The following is a 14335-nucleotide window of genomic DNA, read 5'->3' on the forward strand; positions in this document are numbered from 1 at the left end:
GAAATCTGTCATTCCAAGGCGCCGCTATAAGAATACACCTCAAGAAAGAGTCGATTGGTGCTTATATCGGTATCGACATTTAGTGGAGAATGCTTTTGGAAGAATTAAGCACTATCGAGCAATATCAACAAGATATGACAAGCTAGCAAGAAATTACGCCAGTATGGTGTCACTGGCGTTTATGTTAATGTGGCTGCCGATGTATTGCTGAACAACATTTGTACAGCAAAGATCAACAGACCCTAGTCATAACATGTCTCTGATAAATAATTGCTTATAAATTGATCCATAGGCACTAAACAGATGCTCTAGTGCCCATGGACGAAGATTAGAAGGAGAGGCGCAGCGCCAGTGCCGCTAGGGTGACAAATAGCACTGGTAGCGTCATCACAATGCCGACGCGGAAATAATAACCCCAGGTAATATTAATATTTTTCTGCGCCAGTACATGCAGCCATAGCAGGGTTGCTAAACTGCCGATGGGGGTGATTTTAGGACCTAAATCGCTACCAATCACGTTAGCGTAAATCATGGCTTCTTTAATCACGCCGGTGGCATTGCTACCGTCTATCGACAGGGCGCCAATTAACACTGTTGGCATGTTGTTCATGATGGATGATAAAAAGGCGACCAAGAAGCCTGTGCCCATAGTGGCAGCCCAAAGCCCTTGTTCAGCCAAACTATTTAATACGCTTGATAGGTAATCGGTTAAGCCTGCGTTGCGAAGACCATAAACAACCAAATACATGCCGAGTGAAAAGATCACTATCTGCCAGGGCGCGCCGCGCAGTACCTTAGTGGTATCTATGGCATGGCCTTTTTTCGCGACAATAAACAGGATCAGGGCACCCACGGCAGCGACTAAACTCACGGGCACACCGAGGGGTTCTAAGCCAAAAAAGCCCACCAAGAGTAAGACTAATACTCCCCAACCGGTTTTAAAGGTTTGAGGGTCGCGAATGGCGGCCTTAGGTTCGCGCAGTTTTTGCAAGTCGTAGGTCGCGGGAATATCTTTGCGGAAAAACAGATGCAGCATGACTAAGGTGGCACTAATAGCTGCAATATCGACGGGCACCATCACAGAGGCGTATTCGTTAAAACCTATGTTGAAGAAGTCTGCTGAAACAATATTGACTAGGTTAGAGACAATTAACGGCAAACTTGCGGTATCGGCAATAAAACCCGCCGCCATCACAAAGGCTAAGGTTGCTCCGGCGCTAAAGCCCAGAGCCAGTAACATCGCAATTACGATCGGGGTGAGGATCAGCGCCGCGCCATCATTGGCAAACAATGCGGCAACAGTCGCGCCGAGTAATACTATGTAAGTAAAGAGTAAACGGCCACGACCTTTGCCCCAACGGGCCACATGTAGCGCGGCCCATTCGAAAAATCCCGACTCATCTAATAATAAACTGATGATGATCACGGCAATAAAGGTGGCGGTCGCATTCCAGACAATATTCCATACCACAGGAATATCCCCTAAGTGCACCACACCCAGTAGTAGGGCCAATACGGCGCCCAAGGTAGCACTCCAACCTATGCCTAACCCCTTAGGTTGCCAAATTACTAACACTATGGTGAGAACAAAAATTGCCCCTGCTAACCACATACAAGCTCCTAAAAGGGCAGAGACTGTCTACCCGTAATCATAAAATAATGCCCTCACCTAACGATATTGTCGGTGGGTTTGAATGATTTTTTATATGTGAATTTTCGTATGTATCTTAGTGTTGAACACTATACTCAAACACCATTTTGACTAATGCGTGAAACTTAAGGTGATCTTATATACGGATATTTACATATATGAAAATTCGTATATATTGTACAAGGTCTTTCCAAAAGATCCATAGCCATGAAAAACGAGTGTTGTTTCTTACCGCTCACAGCTTGCTGTTTGAATGAACCTTTAGGAAAGTTAACAAAAGGAACAAAATGTTTGTACTAGTTCAGTCTAAGGGCATCAATGATTAATCCAACCCAGTTTTTTAAATGTTTAGCCGATGAAACCCGCTTGCGTTGCATGATGTTGATCCAGCAAGAGGGGGAGCTCTGTGTCTGTGAATTGACCGAGGCATTGCAAGAGACCCAGCCTAAGATTTCGCGACATTTGGCCCAATTACGTAAATGCGGTTTATTAGTTGATCGCCGTCAGGGGCAATGGATTTTCTATCGTATCAATAATGACTTACCCGAATGGAGTCAGTTAGTGTTGAGTGAAGTTACCAACCAAAACACTGTATTCCTTGAAGAAAATATGCGTAATTTGTGCAAGATGGGCGGGCGTCCTGACCGTGCTAAAGCTTGCTGCTAGAAGACTAGCAGCAAAAATTTAACCTCAAATATACGTTTTTTCATATGTTTACGTGTCTAAAGTTTTGCTTAATATTAAGGTGGCGTAACAATGCTGCAAATATTTTCAGATTTAGCGAGCTGGTTAACTTTTGATTTGATGGGTTTAGAGCCCAATACTAAGCTCGCCGACGCCATCCATTTTTTTATTGAAGATACCACTAAGATTTTTGCGCTCCTGTTGCTGATGATTTATGGCATCGCTTTGGTGCGGGCCTCGCTCAATGTCGAGCGTGTTCGGGATTACTTGGCGGGTAAAAATCGTTTTGTCGGTTACGTTATGGGATCGGGTTTTGGCGCTGTTACCCCATTCTGCTCATGTTCGAGTATTCCGGTTTTTTTAGGTTTCACTTCCGCGGGGATCCCCGTTGGGATCACTATGGCGTTTCTGATCTCTTCGCCGTTAATTAATGAAGTCGCCGTTCTGTTGCTTGTGAGTCTGCTGGGCTGGCAGTTCACTGTGATATACGTGCTGGTCGGCATGTCAGTGGGTATGTTGGCGGGGGCATTTTTGGACACGATTCGCGCTGAGCGTTGGCTGCAGTCCTTTGCCGCCAAAGCACTCGAACAAGGTAAGGCGCAAGCAAGTCACGATAATAGCGAGGGTATAACATCAACATCCATGACGTTAACGGAACGGCATGAATTTGCGAAAGGCGAGACCCTAGAGATTTTTGGCCGAGTGTGGAAATGGGTCATTATTGGGGTTGGGCTTGGCGCCGCACTCCATGGATTTGTGCCTGACGGTTGGATCGAAGCCCACTTAGGCGATGGTCAATGGTGGTCGGTTCCTGTGGCGGTATTGATTGGTATTCCTCTGTATTCCAATGCCACAGGGGTTATCCCTATCATGGAGAGCCTTATCACTAATGGCTTGCCCGTAGGGACGACATTGGCATTTTGTATGTCTACGGTTGCCGCCAGTTTTCCCGAGTTCATTTTGCTCAAGCAGGTGATGCAATGGCGTTTGCTGGCCATCGTTTTTGCCATTTTATTGATTTCATTCACCTTAATCGGTTGGATCTTTAACGCTATAGGTCCCATTCTGTGAGAATTATAAAAATGTTAAATATTAAAGAATTAGGTAGTGGATGCGCTAAATGCACTAAAACCGCTGAGATTATTACCGCCATTGCCAACGAGAAGGGCATCAACGCGGCTATATCGAAGAGATAACGCTGTAATCTTAAACAAATAATATAAAACATCTAATATAAAACTGAGTGTGAAGGATGCAGGTATGACAATCAAAATCGGGATAAATGGCTTTGGCCGTATGGGACGTTTAGCATTACGCGCTGCTTGGGGCTGGGAAGAGGTTGAGTTTGTGCAGATTAATGATCCCGCTGGGGATGCGGCGACCTTAGCCCATTTGCTCACATTCGACTCTGTGCATGGCCGCTGGCAGTACGAGGCTAATGCCGAGGGTAATGACATCATTATCGATGGTAAGCGTATTAGCTGTACTCGCAATAAAACCATCGCCGAAACCGATTGGTCCGGTTGTGATGTTGTGATTGAAGCCTCGGGTAAGATGAAAACCAAAGAAGTGCTGCAAGCTTATTTAGATCAAGGCGTTAAACGCGTTGTGGTCACCGCGCCCGTTAAAGAAGAGGGCGTGTTAAACGTTGTCATGGGGGTGAATCATCAACTCTATGACAAAGCCATTCATCCGATTGTGACTGCGGCCTCCTGTACCACTAACTGTTTGGCGCCAATCGTCAAAGTGATCCACGAAAACCTCGGTATAGTGCATGGTTCCATGACAACCATTCATGATATTACCAACACTCAAACGATTTTAGATGCGCCGCATAAAGATCTCCGCCGTGCACGGGCCTGTGGTTTAAGCCTAATCCCTACGACAACAGGCTCAGCGACAGCAATTACCCATATTTTCCCTGAACTCAAAGGTAAGCTTAACGGCCATGCGGTGCGGGTGCCATTAGCGAATGCCTCATTAACCGATTGCGTGTTTGAGGTGAGTCGCAAAACGACCGAAGCTGAAGTCAATCGCCTATTAAAAGAAGCCGCGGACGGGCCGCTAAAAGGCATTTTAGGTTATGAGGAACGCCCATTAGTCTCAGTCGATTATAAAACCGATCCGCGTTCGAGCATTATCGATGCGTTATCGACCATGATTATCAATGGCACTCAGGTCAAACTCTACGCTTGGTATGACAACGAGTGGGGTTATGCCAATCGCACCGTCGAACTGGCCCGCATGGTCGGTCTGATGGATAAGGCATAAGCTTTATGGCTAAGCTGATAGGGTTCTTGTCTAACATATCACCCGAGATCCGCCAGTATTTGGTGGTCACAGGCAACTATTGGGCATTCACGCTTACCGATGGCGCATTACGTATGTTAGTGGTGCTCCATTTTCATGGCTTAGGTTATAGCCCGCTGCAAATTGCCATGCTATTTCTCTTCTATGAAATCTTTGGGGTGGTAACGAACTTAGTTGGCGGCTGGCTCGGGGCGCGTTTAGGCTTAAATAAGACCATGAATGTGGGCCTATTTATGCAGATTGTCGCCCTTAGCATGCTGCTTGTGCCTAGCGGTATGCTGACGGTTGCTTGGGTGATGGCGGCGCAGGCCTTGTCGGGTATCGCTAAAGATCTCAATAAGATGAGCGCTAAAAGCAGTATCAAGTTGTTGGTACCCAATGATGCTCAGGGTGAGCTGTATAAGTGGGTTGCCATGCTCACTGGCTCCAAAAATGCGCTAAAGGGCGCGGGGTTCTTCTTGGGCGGCGCCTTGCTGACCCTGTTTGGATTCCAGCTGGCCGTGTTAGGCATGGCGATTAGCCTATTGCTGGTGTGGATTTTTAGTCTGTTAAGTTTGCAGCGCGATTTAGGTAAAGCCAAAAACAAACCTAAGTTCACGGAAATTTTCTCTAAGAGTCCGGCGGTAAACACGCTTTCTGCCGCACGCATGTTTTTGTTTGGTGCGCGGGATGTGTGGTTTGTGGTGGCTTTACCCGTTTATTTGGCCTCAACCTTTGGTTGGGATCATTGGTATGTCGGCGGTTTTCTCGCACTCTGGGTAATAGGTTATGGCATAGTGCAAGGCTTTGCACCTCGCTTGACAGGGACAAAGTCGGCGAGCCAAAACAAGGTTCCCGATGGACGTAGCGCCTTAGGTTGGGCGGCGATATTGAGCATAGTGCCGGCAGGCATTGCGCTGGCGATAAGTTATGACTTCCATGCCGCGAATATACTGATTTGGGGATTGATGCTGTTTGGCGTCTTATTCGCGATCAACTCTTCATTACACAGCTATCTTATCGTCAGTTATGCGGATGAAGATGGCGTATCGTTAGATGTGGGTTTTTACTACATGGCTAATGCTATGGGACGCTTGATCGGGACTGTGTTGTCTGGCTGGGTGTATCAAGTGTATGGCATGGCGGCTTGTCTGTGGATATCGGCAGCATTTATTGCGCTTGCAGCGCTTATCTCAATCAAACTGCCTCGGCATAAAGCGATATCAGATGGTGCTTAATACTTACCTAAGTTATCCCTGAGTTGTTGCGGTTGTTTTTATTCAAGGCCTACCAATGTATGGTGGGTATTTTAATCACTCTGATGTTAACTGAAGTTTTTTGATTTTGAGCAAACAACTCTCTCTATTTCAGCCTGTTTTATACACGTCATTATGTCGCTATTCCCAATCGCACAACTATATACATTTCAACTTATTTTGCTCAATTCTAATGACTTGGTTTTAGTTAGAACATCTGAGTCAGAAGCTTGAGGTAATTATTTAAGAAAAAACGGCGAGCATTTAGGCTCGCCGTTTGATATCACAGTCGAATGGTTCGTGTTAGTTAGCTTTAGGCTCGAAGCTAAAGGCTTGACCCGCAAGAGCGGCTTCAAACATTAAGCCGCCTTTTGCTGCGGTAAATACTGCCATACCGTTGATATAAGAGCCGCTCGCCGAGCGATTACCACCCGATTGGCCTGCGCCTGCTGAGTTGCCTGTGGTTCCTGCTTGAGCGCTTGCTCCCATGTTGATGGCAACTGCCGACGCTTGGGCGTCAAACTCGAAACTGCCGCTCGTGAAGGCTTCATAGGCTTTGGCATCTTTAAAGAAGATGATCTCGCTGTAGGCTTGTCCACCTAATTGAAAACCGATGGATAATTGAGTCAGACTCGAATCACCCATATAGGCACCGCCTTGGTAGACTCGGCCCTTGCCATAGGCTGCACCGATCCCAATTCCGCCTTTACCCACAGTTGGGAATAAAGCATAGCCATAGGCTGTGTCGAAAAATTTACTGGTTTCTTTCGCTTTTTGGAAATTGACTACTGCCTGATCGTAGCTTTCATCTGCATGTGCAGTTGGGGCAGCAAATAGGCTCACAATAAGGCATGTTGATGCCGCAATGGCTGTTAAAAATGATTTCATGGTAACGCCTCTTCAAGTCTTTAGTTGTTCCAGACTAGCCTTTATCGACACAAATGACAGCCAAAAGTGACATATGTGTCAGCTTAGGTTCAGTGTTCGACTTAATGGTTGGAGTGATATTGGTGGTGATGATTGGAGTGCAGTTTCGCCAATTAGTTCTTAGGTGGCGAAGAACCTTGGTTTTTTTCTGCATCGTCCTGCTGAACTTGATGCAAAAATTCATACTCCTCTGGGGTGAGAATATTTTCAATGACGAGTGGGCGTTGCTCTAACTCTGGTTCGGCCATGCGGCCTTTTAAGTAGGCAGAGCGGGTGATTTGCTTTAGCCCATACACTGCCAGCATATACATGCTCAGTAGTAAGGTCAGCCTTGGCAATGCGTGGGAAAGTAGCGATAGATTATCACCAAGATAGAAAGGCAAAATCACCACAAATACGCGGATTAACCAATTCAACAACATGGCCAAGGTCAAGCTTATCAGCCAACGAAACCGAATGGTGCCGAGCGCCTCTTGGGTTTGAGTGACATCTCTTTGATTGCGCTTATGTCGACGAAACAACATCCACAGCGCGATAAAGTAAAAACAGGTTTGTACAGATAACAGCGCTGGGAGTAGAGCGCCCCATTGGCTGATACTCATTTCTTTAAGCATCAGAGCTATGGGTTGCCACTCGTTAATGGGATGCGCAGTTAATCTTAGGGCAATATCTAAAATGGCGAAAACTAATGTTAATGCAGATGGCCAGTAATGCTTTGAAAACCCTAGCGGTTTATTGGTTGGTGCTAAACTGCGTTTGCAATAGAGATAGAGCAAAGGCATGAGCAAAAAATAGATAGGGTTAATCAGATTGAATAGGATATGAATGGGAATTGGACTGTTATCGCGGTTCAGCATACCCGTGAGGAAGTATAGAGCAATAAGACTTAAGAAAGCGGCGAGGAGTTTTTGGTTAGCGTCTGGGTGATAAAAATAGCGAATATAAATAGCTAACGCGAGGCAATGCACGCCTCCAAATAATGACAACCACCAGTAAGCTTGAGTGAAAAAACTATGAAACTCGTTCATATGCGATACCTCGAGCCCTGTTATATCAGGGAAATCGGCTCGGTAAAAGTATCGCCGTTAGTTTTTCTGTTGGCTTGCTATGCGCTGATGACGATTTGAAGCCGCTTCGGGCACAACGCTGGGAACGGGAATGCGTTCCGCGAGTAAGTGTTTGATTGCACGAACGGGATGCGGTAATAACATCCGTGGACCAGAAAAGATCATGATCTCTTTGACGATTTGTTTCTGCGCGGGTTTGTAGCAATGCACTGGGCATTTATTACAGGTGGGTTTGTTTTGTCCGTAGGGGCAGCGATCTAGGCGTGTTGCGGCATAATCCAATAACTCAATGCAATCTGCACATAGGCTCGTCGCGTCTTGGCCTTGGTGTTTCGCCTTGCAATAAATTGTCACCATTGCGGCAATGGTTTGGTGTTCGTACAGGAGTTTGCCCGTAAGCAGTGTGGCTGTGCCCATTGGAATACCTTAGCTTGTCACTCGGATATCCCATCATAGGCAGTGAAATTGGCGCTGACAAAACGAAAGCACCAATTTATGAAGGTGCGCACAAAATGGGGCTTTAAATAATCCAACTATCCCCAATGTCACACCTAAAAATAAACCTTAGATATGCATCACTTTGTCGGCGGCCAGTGTCCAGCGAGTTAAATCTTGTAGTGTGCCTATGTGCGCACCTTCGATAATCATTTCCGCTGTGACGCCTCGTGCTTGAGCGCAGGTCTTGCAAAGTAGAATCGGAACTTGCTGTGCCGAGAGAATTTCAAACATCTGCTGCAGGTTGTAGCTTAAGTCAGGTGTGGTTTGATTTTGGAGTGCACCAAACACGGCATCTGACATGAGAAAAAGTTTAAGATCGACCGCTTGCTCGTCCTGATCCTTCAGGGCTAATGCGATGCGTAAGCTATTAAATAGCTTTTCTGTTCCGTAGGGACTGGCATGGGCCACGATAAGAATACTTTGCATCAGGTTTTCCTTATGTTTGTTATAAGCAGGTGGATGGGGGGATTAGGGAACTCGATTGTGCCAGTCTAGCGCAATTGGCTATAACTATTTGAGCGCAAGATCGTATAAAAAGGCATAAATACTTGATTTGCACCGACACAATGGACTTTAATAGCGGTTAATCTCTGCTCAATTTTTAGCTAGACTCGGTTGCCATGGACACTGTTCTGATGGACGTTGGCAAACCCATTGACACGGCTTCTGATGAGAAGCGGCCATCAAAGGTGAACAAGAATGAAGATCTTAGTCGTATTTATACTGATTGCTGTCGGGGTGTTTTTATTCCTTCGCGCGCAGCGATTGGCGAAAGAAGAACAAGAGGCGATGAAACCCAAGTCGACCTCGGTAAAACCTGTAGTTCCCACCGAAGAGGCACCTATTTTCTCCGCTGCTGAGCCCGAGCGTGTAGAACCTGAGCCAGTTAAAAGGATTGAGGATACTGGCGTGGCTGAAGTAGAGCCCGTTATCGAAGTTGAAGCCGAATTAATGCCCCGTGAGACCGAAAGCCCTGCGAGCATTTCGGTGGCGCTAGACACAGATATCATCGAAGTTGATATACCTGCGGCCCATAATGAAGAGGCGGTGATCATTTTAGGTGCCACGCCTACAGATGAACAAGATGATGTTAAGACTGAAGCAGAGCCAGTATCGAACACACGTTCTGAGGTAGCTGCGCCAGGGGCTTGGGCGAATGTGACCTTAGTCCGGGCCTTTGAGGAGTATCAAGGAGCGACGTCAGCCAGTGCTCGCTATACCGCGCTGCAAAATATGATAGCTGAATGCTACAAACAGCGTAAATCGGCGGATTATCTCAACTATGGTGCTCAATTAGCTGAAGAGTATATTGCACTGTTCCAAGCGGCTAGCGCCGAGCAAGGCAAAGATACTGAGCTTAAATCTTCCGGTTTCCTGCATTTAGCCACCTTGCTAAATGATACTCAAGCCTTCGATGCCGCCATTGTCATCTGTCGTAAAGCACTCGAGCTTGGGCTGAGCGATGGCACTGTCACTGGCTTTGAGGGCCGAATCAACCGGATTGAGAAAGCACAGACTAAAGCAACCACGGCTTGATATGTTGTAGGGAGCGCTTAGCGGGTAAACCCTTAAACGAAAAGCGGTTATTTCCCTCGTCTAAGCAGTGTAGAATCCCTGCTAACTGAATGCGCAAAAGGCGAACTAAGGTTCGCTTTTTTTATGGGCTTAATAGGGGAAAAATGAAACTAAGCTATGCCTTACCGAATGTCTTATTCGGGCTTGGATTATTGCTACTCAGTGGCTGTACTAAAACCCCAGAATGGACCCTATTTTATTATCCCGATGTGAGTGCCATTCCGGTGACACCTTTGCAGGCCGAAGATATTAATGGTTACTACGATTCTCTAGAGCAATGTCAGAGCAAGGCTCATGGTATGCAACGCCTAAGTCGTTCTGGCGTGAGTGGTTTTGGCCTTGGATCTTATCAATGTGGGCACCTATGCGAGTTCGACGATAAGTCGGTGCTGGTTTGCAAGACCATGAGCCAATAGGTGGACAAGATGAAGTTTAAACAGGATTTTTTTACTCAGCTGCCTGAGTTTTACTCGCAAGTATATCCACAAGGGATAACTAAGCCTGAATGGCTGGCATGGAGTAATGACGCCGCGCAATTGATTGGCTTGAGCCAACCCACCGATGAGCTGTTATTGGGCTTATCTGGCAATGCTGCCGTCGATGGCGCGACTTACTATGCCCAAGTGTATAGCGGCCACCAATTTGGCGGTTACACGCCGCGCTTAGGGGATGGACGCTCGATCATTTTAGGTGAAGCGATTGGTCCAAATGGCGCATGGGATGTCGCCCTTAAAGGCGGCGGTCCGACGCCTTATTCGCGCCGTGGTGATGGCCGTGCTGTGATGCGCTCCGCGGTGCGCGAGTTTTTAGTCTCTGAGGCACTGCATCATCTGCACGTGCCGACGACCCGCGCCTTGGCTGTGATTGGCTCTGACTTGCCCGTATGGCGTGAGAGCCAAGAAACTGCAGCCATTACCGTACGTTTAGCCCGTAGCCATATTCGTTTCGGTCATTTCGAGTTTTTCTGCCACAGTGAGCGCGGCCGTGCCGATAAGCTGACTCAATTACTCAACTTCACTATTACTCAACATTATCCCCATTTGAGTTGTGATGCCGCAGGTTATAAAGCGTGGTTTTTACAGGTAGTGCAAGATACCGCCAAGATGATTGCCCACTGGCAGGCGGTAGGTTTTGCCCATGGTGTGATGAACACAGACAATATGTCGATTCTGGGTGACAGTTTTGACTTCGGTCCCTTTGCGTTCCTCGATACATTCCAAGAAGACTTTATCTGTAATCATTCTGATCCCGAAGGTCGCTATGCCTTTGGTCAGCAGCCGGGAGTCGGTTTGTGGAACTTGCAACGTTTAGCGCAGGCGCTCACACCAGTGATCCCATCCGATGACTTAATTGCCATTCTTAATCAATACCAAGAGGCGCTAGTGCAGCCTTATTTGCGCTTGATGCGGGCAAAACTAGGTCTATCTGCAGTTGATGTTTCGTCGGTGGAGCAGGACAAACAGGATCTCGAACTTATAGGTCGATTTACTGTGTTGATGGAGAAAAATCAACTCGATTACACTCAGACTTGGCGTCAATTAGGCAAGTTAGATCCAACCAGCAAACACAGTGCGCTGCGGGATGACTTTATCGATGTCAGTCAGTTTGATGCTTGGTATCAAGCCTATCAACAGCGATTGGGCGCGGTGGCTGATATCCCTGCGTGGCAAACTGAGCGCAATAGTGTGAATCCCAAATATATTTTGCGTAACTATTTAGCCCAAGAGGCGATAATCGCGGTGGAAGAGGGTAATCTTGCGCCGCTGCATTTGCTGCAAAAAATCTTAACTCAGCCCTTTGCCGAACACGCAGAGCATGAAGACTTAGCCAAGCGTCCACCGGACTGGGGCCAAGGTTTGATCATGTCATGTAGTAGTTGATGGGATAACAAGCATGAAATTACCAAGCACGCATTTAAAAGCCATTAGCTTAGATACCATTAGCTTAGATAAAAGCGCCTTAAGTTTAGCGGTCAGTGCGGATATCGATTTTGATCGTTTCGCCGACTTTGCCGAACCCTTAGCCGCGGCGCTCGATTGCACTGTGCGCGAGCGTCAGTGGGGCGCCGATAGGCACCAATGGTTATTAGAATTTGAAGGCAGCCAGTTATGGCTCAATTATGAGTTTTACGGCAACATTTGCTGGCTCTCGACCGAACGAGAAGCCGATTTTGAGGTGCTGGAATACTTAGCCACTTTGCTGCAACCTCACCTAAGAGTGAACTGAATATGAGTCAGAATATGACGCCACCAACCACGAGTTCTAGCGGCGCAGAGTTCCATTTTCAAGCCCTAACGCCGGATTTGATCTTAGATGCGATCGAAAGTCTGGGCGTGTACCCGGAAACGGGCTTACTCGCGCTGAACAGTTACGAGAACCGCGTGTATCAGTTCCGTAGCGATGAAGGACTGCGTTATGTGGTGAAGTTCTATCGCCCAGACCGTTGGAGCGATGCGCAGATCCAAGAGGAACATGATTATGCGCTCGCACTCGCGGCAGAAGATATCCCGATTGCCGTACCTGTAATTATCGAAGGCCATACGTTACACAAGTACCAAGGTTATCGATTTACCCTGTTTCCTTCCTTAGGTGGTCGCGCCTTCGAAGTCGATAATTTAGAGCAGCTGGAATTAGTGGGGCGGTTCATCGGTCGGATACACCAGTACGCGGCACAAACGGTATTTGCTGAACGTGAACCGCTGAATCCGCAGATTTTAGGCGCCGAGCCGCTCGCGTGGTTAAAGCAATCTAATCTGGTGCCTAATAGCCTACGCTTGCCGTTTTTTACCGTAGTAGAGCAGGTGCTGGCTAAGGCGAATGTGATTTGGGATCGCCAAGATTTTGCGGTCATTCGTTTGCACGGCGATTTACACCCAGGCAATATTTTGTGGACGCCAGACGGTCCCGGATTCGTCGATTTAGACGATGCTCGCATGGGGCCGGCGATTCAAGATTTATGGATGATGCTAACCGGGGATAGAGCGCAGCAACTGATGCAGCTTGAGATCTTACTCGAAGCCTATGAAGAATTTTGTGAGTTTGATACAAGACAGTTAGCCTTGATTGAACCGCTGCGGGCGCTGCGTATGGTGCATTACAACGCGTGGATTGGCCGTCGCTGGGACGATCCGGCCTTCCCGATGAACTTCCCTTGGTTTGGGGATGAAAAGTATTGGGAACAGCAGATTTTGGCGTTCAAAGAGCAATTATTTGCCCTTAGCGAACCACCACTGAGCCTAGTGCCGTATTAGCATTGAGCAAAATATGATTTCACAGACGTATCTTGTGACATTAGATTGAACTCTTAAGCTTGAGTTACACTCAAAAAATGGAATATGTTAGTCTCCAGCCAATTTATCAAAATGATTTAAGGAATTTTCATGAAAAAAGTATTACTCATGGCCGCGGCTCTGTTACTGGCGCCACTGGCAGTATCGGCTGTGGAATACCAAGAAGGTGTGCATTACACAGTGATTAACGATGGCCCAGCAACAGCGAAGCCTGAGATTACTGAGTTTTTCTCTTTCTATTGTCCGCATTGTTTTACTTTCTCTAAAACCGTAGTGCCAAAAATTCTCACCGATAAGCCAGAAGGCGTTGCGTTTAACCAAGCACACGTTGATTTTATCGGCAAAGAGATGGGGGTTGAAATGTCACGCGCATTTGCAGTCGCACATCAGTTAAACGTCGATGAGAAAATGGATGCGGCGTTATTCTCTGCTATTCATGAGAAGAAACAGCATTTTACTAATCGCGATGATGTTCGTGCTGTGTTTATTGCTAACGGTGTCGATGGTAAAACCTTCGATGCGGCTGCAGAGTCTTTCATGGTTAAGGCGCAAATGGCAAAGATGAAGCGTGATACTGAAAACGCTAAGCTGACGGGTGTACCTGCTCTGGTTGTTAACGGTAAGTACCGTGTTGAAACAGGGGCAATCAAATCCTACGACGAGCTGTTAGAAATTGCTTTCTACCTAGCAAAAAAATAGTTCGATAGGCGTTACCCGCACTGCTGTCATATGAGCGGATGATAATGCTGTATCGATTGCACACAATAAAAAAGCGCAATATAATTGCGCTTTTTTATGTTTTAATGACCCGTCCTAAATAGCGTTGACACTTTTCAAACTCATTTTGGGGAGTGTGATGACTTCAACAATTAAACGAACTCAACGTGATTATTCCCTCGCTTTTAAATTGGCCGTTGTCGACCAAGTTGAAAAAGGCGAGCTGACCTATAAGCAGGCCCAAGACAAGTACGGTATTCAAGGTTGTTCCACCGTGTTAGTTTGGCTTCGCAAACATGGAAAACTGGATTGGTCCCAAGGGACACCGTCTACATCAATGCGAGGACAGTTGATGACTGAGCCCACCACACTGACCCCTGA

General features: G+C 46.9%; 17 protein-coding genes and 1 pseudogene. 13 read left to right on the forward strand and 5 right to left on the reverse strand.

What is annotated here, in order from left to right; translation table 11 throughout:
* A partial coding sequence (locus L5L77_RS21835; RefSeq protein ID WP_263163063.1) for a transposase occupies positions 1–211 on the forward strand: 211 nt, incomplete at its 5' end.
* 117 nt (positions 212–328) lie between these two features.
* On the opposite strand, the gene L5L77_RS21840 is transcribed toward L5L77_RS21835, so the two are convergent.
* Positions 329–1612 (reverse strand): arsenic transporter, encoded by a 1284-nt coding sequence (locus L5L77_RS21840; RefSeq protein ID WP_263223410.1) that lies wholly within the window; start codon positions 1610–1612, stop codon positions 329–331.
* Between the two features lie 357 nt (positions 1613–1969).
* Between L5L77_RS21840 and L5L77_RS21845 the strand changes: the two genes are divergently transcribed.
* From L5L77_RS21845 to arsJ, 5 genes are all read left to right on the forward strand, one after another.
* Positions 1970–2317 carry a metalloregulator ArsR/SmtB family transcription factor gene (locus tag L5L77_RS21845; RefSeq protein WP_105250495.1) on the forward strand — a complete coding sequence of 116 codons (348 nt, stop codon included), beginning with the start codon at positions 1970–1972 and terminating at the stop codon, positions 2315–2317.
* Positions 2318–2407: 90 nt separating this feature from the next.
* A complete protein-coding gene (locus tag L5L77_RS21850) occupies positions 2408–3406 on the forward strand; it encodes a permease (protein WP_263223411.1) in 999 nt (332 codons plus the stop codon).
* Between the two features lie 11 nt (positions 3407–3417).
* Positions 3418–3531 carry a thioredoxin family protein gene (locus tag L5L77_RS22735; RefSeq protein ID WP_113941470.1) on the forward strand — a complete coding sequence of 38 codons (114 nt, stop codon included), beginning with the start codon at positions 3418–3420 and terminating at the stop codon, positions 3529–3531.
* Between the two features lie 64 nt (positions 3532–3595).
* Positions 3596–4606, forward strand: coding sequence for an ArsJ-associated glyceraldehyde-3-phosphate dehydrogenase (locus tag L5L77_RS21855; RefSeq protein ID WP_263223412.1), 1011 nt, complete (start codon positions 3596–3598; stop codon positions 4604–4606).
* Positions 4607–4611: 5 nt separating this feature from the next.
* Complete coding sequence (gene arsJ / locus L5L77_RS21860) at positions 4612–5862, forward strand: organoarsenical effux MFS transporter ArsJ (protein WP_263223413.1); 1251 nt, start codon at positions 4612–4614, stop codon at positions 5860–5862.
* Positions 5863–6183: 321 nt separating this feature from the next.
* Here arsJ and L5L77_RS21865 read toward each other — a convergent pair whose 3' ends face one another.
* From L5L77_RS21865 to L5L77_RS21880, 4 genes are all read right to left on the reverse strand, one after another.
* A complete protein-coding gene (locus L5L77_RS21865) occupies positions 6184–6768 on the reverse strand; it encodes a YSC84-related protein (RefSeq protein ID WP_219251787.1) in 585 nt (194 codons plus the stop codon).
* A 152-nt stretch (positions 6769–6920) separates the two neighbouring features.
* Positions 6921–7835 (reverse strand): hypothetical protein, encoded by a 915-nt coding sequence (locus L5L77_RS21870; protein WP_168826004.1) that lies wholly within the window; start codon positions 7833–7835, stop codon positions 6921–6923.
* Between the two features lie 57 nt (positions 7836–7892).
* Positions 7893–8291: a nitrous oxide-stimulated promoter family protein gene (locus L5L77_RS21875; RefSeq protein ID WP_071940633.1), complete on the reverse strand. Its 399-nt coding sequence runs from the start codon at positions 8289–8291 to the stop codon at positions 7893–7895.
* 147 nt (positions 8292–8438) lie between these two features.
* The gene (locus L5L77_RS21880) at positions 8439–8798 is read right to left on the reverse strand and encodes a DsrE/DsrF/TusD sulfur relay family protein (RefSeq protein ID WP_263186571.1); all 360 of its coding nucleotides are present in this window, start codon (positions 8796–8798) and stop codon (positions 8439–8441) included.
* Between the two features lie 273 nt (positions 8799–9071).
* On the opposite strand from L5L77_RS21880, the gene L5L77_RS21885 reads away from it, so the two are divergent.
* From L5L77_RS21885 to L5L77_RS21915, 7 genes and pseudogenes are all read left to right on the forward strand, one after another.
* Positions 9072–9908, forward strand: coding sequence for a hypothetical protein (locus L5L77_RS21885; protein WP_263186572.1), 837 nt, complete (start codon positions 9072–9074; stop codon positions 9906–9908).
* Positions 9909–10051: 143 nt separating this feature from the next.
* Complete coding sequence (locus L5L77_RS21890) at positions 10052–10363, forward strand: hypothetical protein (RefSeq protein ID WP_105250486.1); 312 nt, start codon at positions 10052–10054, stop codon at positions 10361–10363.
* A gap of 9 nt (positions 10364–10372) precedes the next feature.
* On the forward strand, positions 10373–11827 hold the full coding sequence (locus L5L77_RS21895) for a protein adenylyltransferase SelO (RefSeq protein ID WP_131524949.1): 1455 nt from the start codon (positions 10373–10375) through the stop codon (positions 11825–11827).
* Between the two features lie 13 nt (positions 11828–11840).
* Entirely contained in the window at positions 11841–12173 is a 333-nt protein-coding gene (locus L5L77_RS21900; protein WP_263186573.1) for a DUF3630 family protein, read from the forward strand.
* Between the two features lie 2 nt (positions 12174–12175).
* Entirely contained in the window at positions 12176–13198 is a 1023-nt protein-coding gene (locus tag L5L77_RS21905) for a serine/threonine protein kinase (protein ID WP_263192824.1), read from the forward strand.
* Between the two features lie 129 nt (positions 13199–13327).
* Positions 13328–13936, forward strand: a complete 609-nt coding sequence (locus tag L5L77_RS21910; RefSeq protein WP_168826000.1) for a thiol:disulfide interchange protein DsbA/DsbL — start codon at positions 13328–13330, stop codon at positions 13934–13936.
* 157 nt (positions 13937–14093) lie between these two features.
* Positions 14094–14335, forward strand: a pseudogene (locus L5L77_RS21915) (IS3 family transposase); the annotation flags it as partial.

The sequence above is a fragment of the Shewanella sp. SM29 genome, from assembly GCF_025654245.1.
GTDB classification, from domain to species: Bacteria; Pseudomonadota; Gammaproteobacteria; order Enterobacterales; family Shewanellaceae; genus Shewanella; species Shewanella oncorhynchi.

Excerpts from the sequence above, each read along its gene's own strand:
- L5L77_RS21840 (WP_263223410.1), bottom strand. The coding sequence starts at position 1,612 with ATGTGGTTAGCAGGGGCAATTTTTGTTCTCACCATAGTGTTAGTAATT.
- L5L77_RS21845 (WP_105250495.1), top strand. The coding sequence starts at position 1,970 with ATGATTAATCCAACCCAGTTTTTTAAATGTTTAGCCGATGAAACCCGC.
- L5L77_RS21850 (WP_263223411.1), top strand. The coding sequence starts at position 2,408 with ATGCTGCAAATATTTTCAGATTTAGCGAGCTGGTTAACTTTTGATTTG.
- L5L77_RS22735 (WP_113941470.1), top strand. The coding sequence starts at position 3,418 with ATGTTAAATATTAAAGAATTAGGTAGTGGATGCGCTAAATGCACTAAA.
- L5L77_RS21855 (WP_263223412.1), top strand. The coding sequence starts at position 3,596 with ATGACAATCAAAATCGGGATAAATGGCTTTGGCCGTATGGGACGTTTA.
- arsJ (WP_263223413.1), top strand. The coding sequence starts at position 4,612 with ATGGCTAAGCTGATAGGGTTCTTGTCTAACATATCACCCGAGATCCGC.
- L5L77_RS21865 (WP_219251787.1), bottom strand. The coding sequence starts at position 6,768 with ATGAAATCATTTTTAACAGCCATTGCGGCATCAACATGCCTTATTGTG.
- L5L77_RS21870 (WP_168826004.1), bottom strand. The coding sequence starts at position 7,835 with ATGAACGAGTTTCATAGTTTTTTCACTCAAGCTTACTGGTGGTTGTCA.
- L5L77_RS21875 (WP_071940633.1), bottom strand. The coding sequence starts at position 8,291 with ATGGGCACAGCCACACTGCTTACGGGCAAACTCCTGTACGAACACCAA.
- L5L77_RS21880 (WP_263186571.1), bottom strand. The coding sequence starts at position 8,798 with ATGCAAAGTATTCTTATCGTGGCCCATGCCAGTCCCTACGGAACAGAA.
- L5L77_RS21885 (WP_263186572.1), top strand. The coding sequence starts at position 9,072 with ATGAAGATCTTAGTCGTATTTATACTGATTGCTGTCGGGGTGTTTTTA.
- L5L77_RS21890 (WP_105250486.1), top strand. The coding sequence starts at position 10,052 with ATGAAACTAAGCTATGCCTTACCGAATGTCTTATTCGGGCTTGGATTA.
- L5L77_RS21895 (WP_131524949.1), top strand. The coding sequence starts at position 10,373 with ATGAAGTTTAAACAGGATTTTTTTACTCAGCTGCCTGAGTTTTACTCG.
- L5L77_RS21900 (WP_263186573.1), top strand. The coding sequence starts at position 11,841 with ATGAAATTACCAAGCACGCATTTAAAAGCCATTAGCTTAGATACCATT.
- L5L77_RS21905 (WP_263192824.1), top strand. The coding sequence starts at position 12,176 with ATGAGTCAGAATATGACGCCACCAACCACGAGTTCTAGCGGCGCAGAG.
- L5L77_RS21910 (WP_168826000.1), top strand. The coding sequence starts at position 13,328 with ATGAAAAAAGTATTACTCATGGCCGCGGCTCTGTTACTGGCGCCACTG.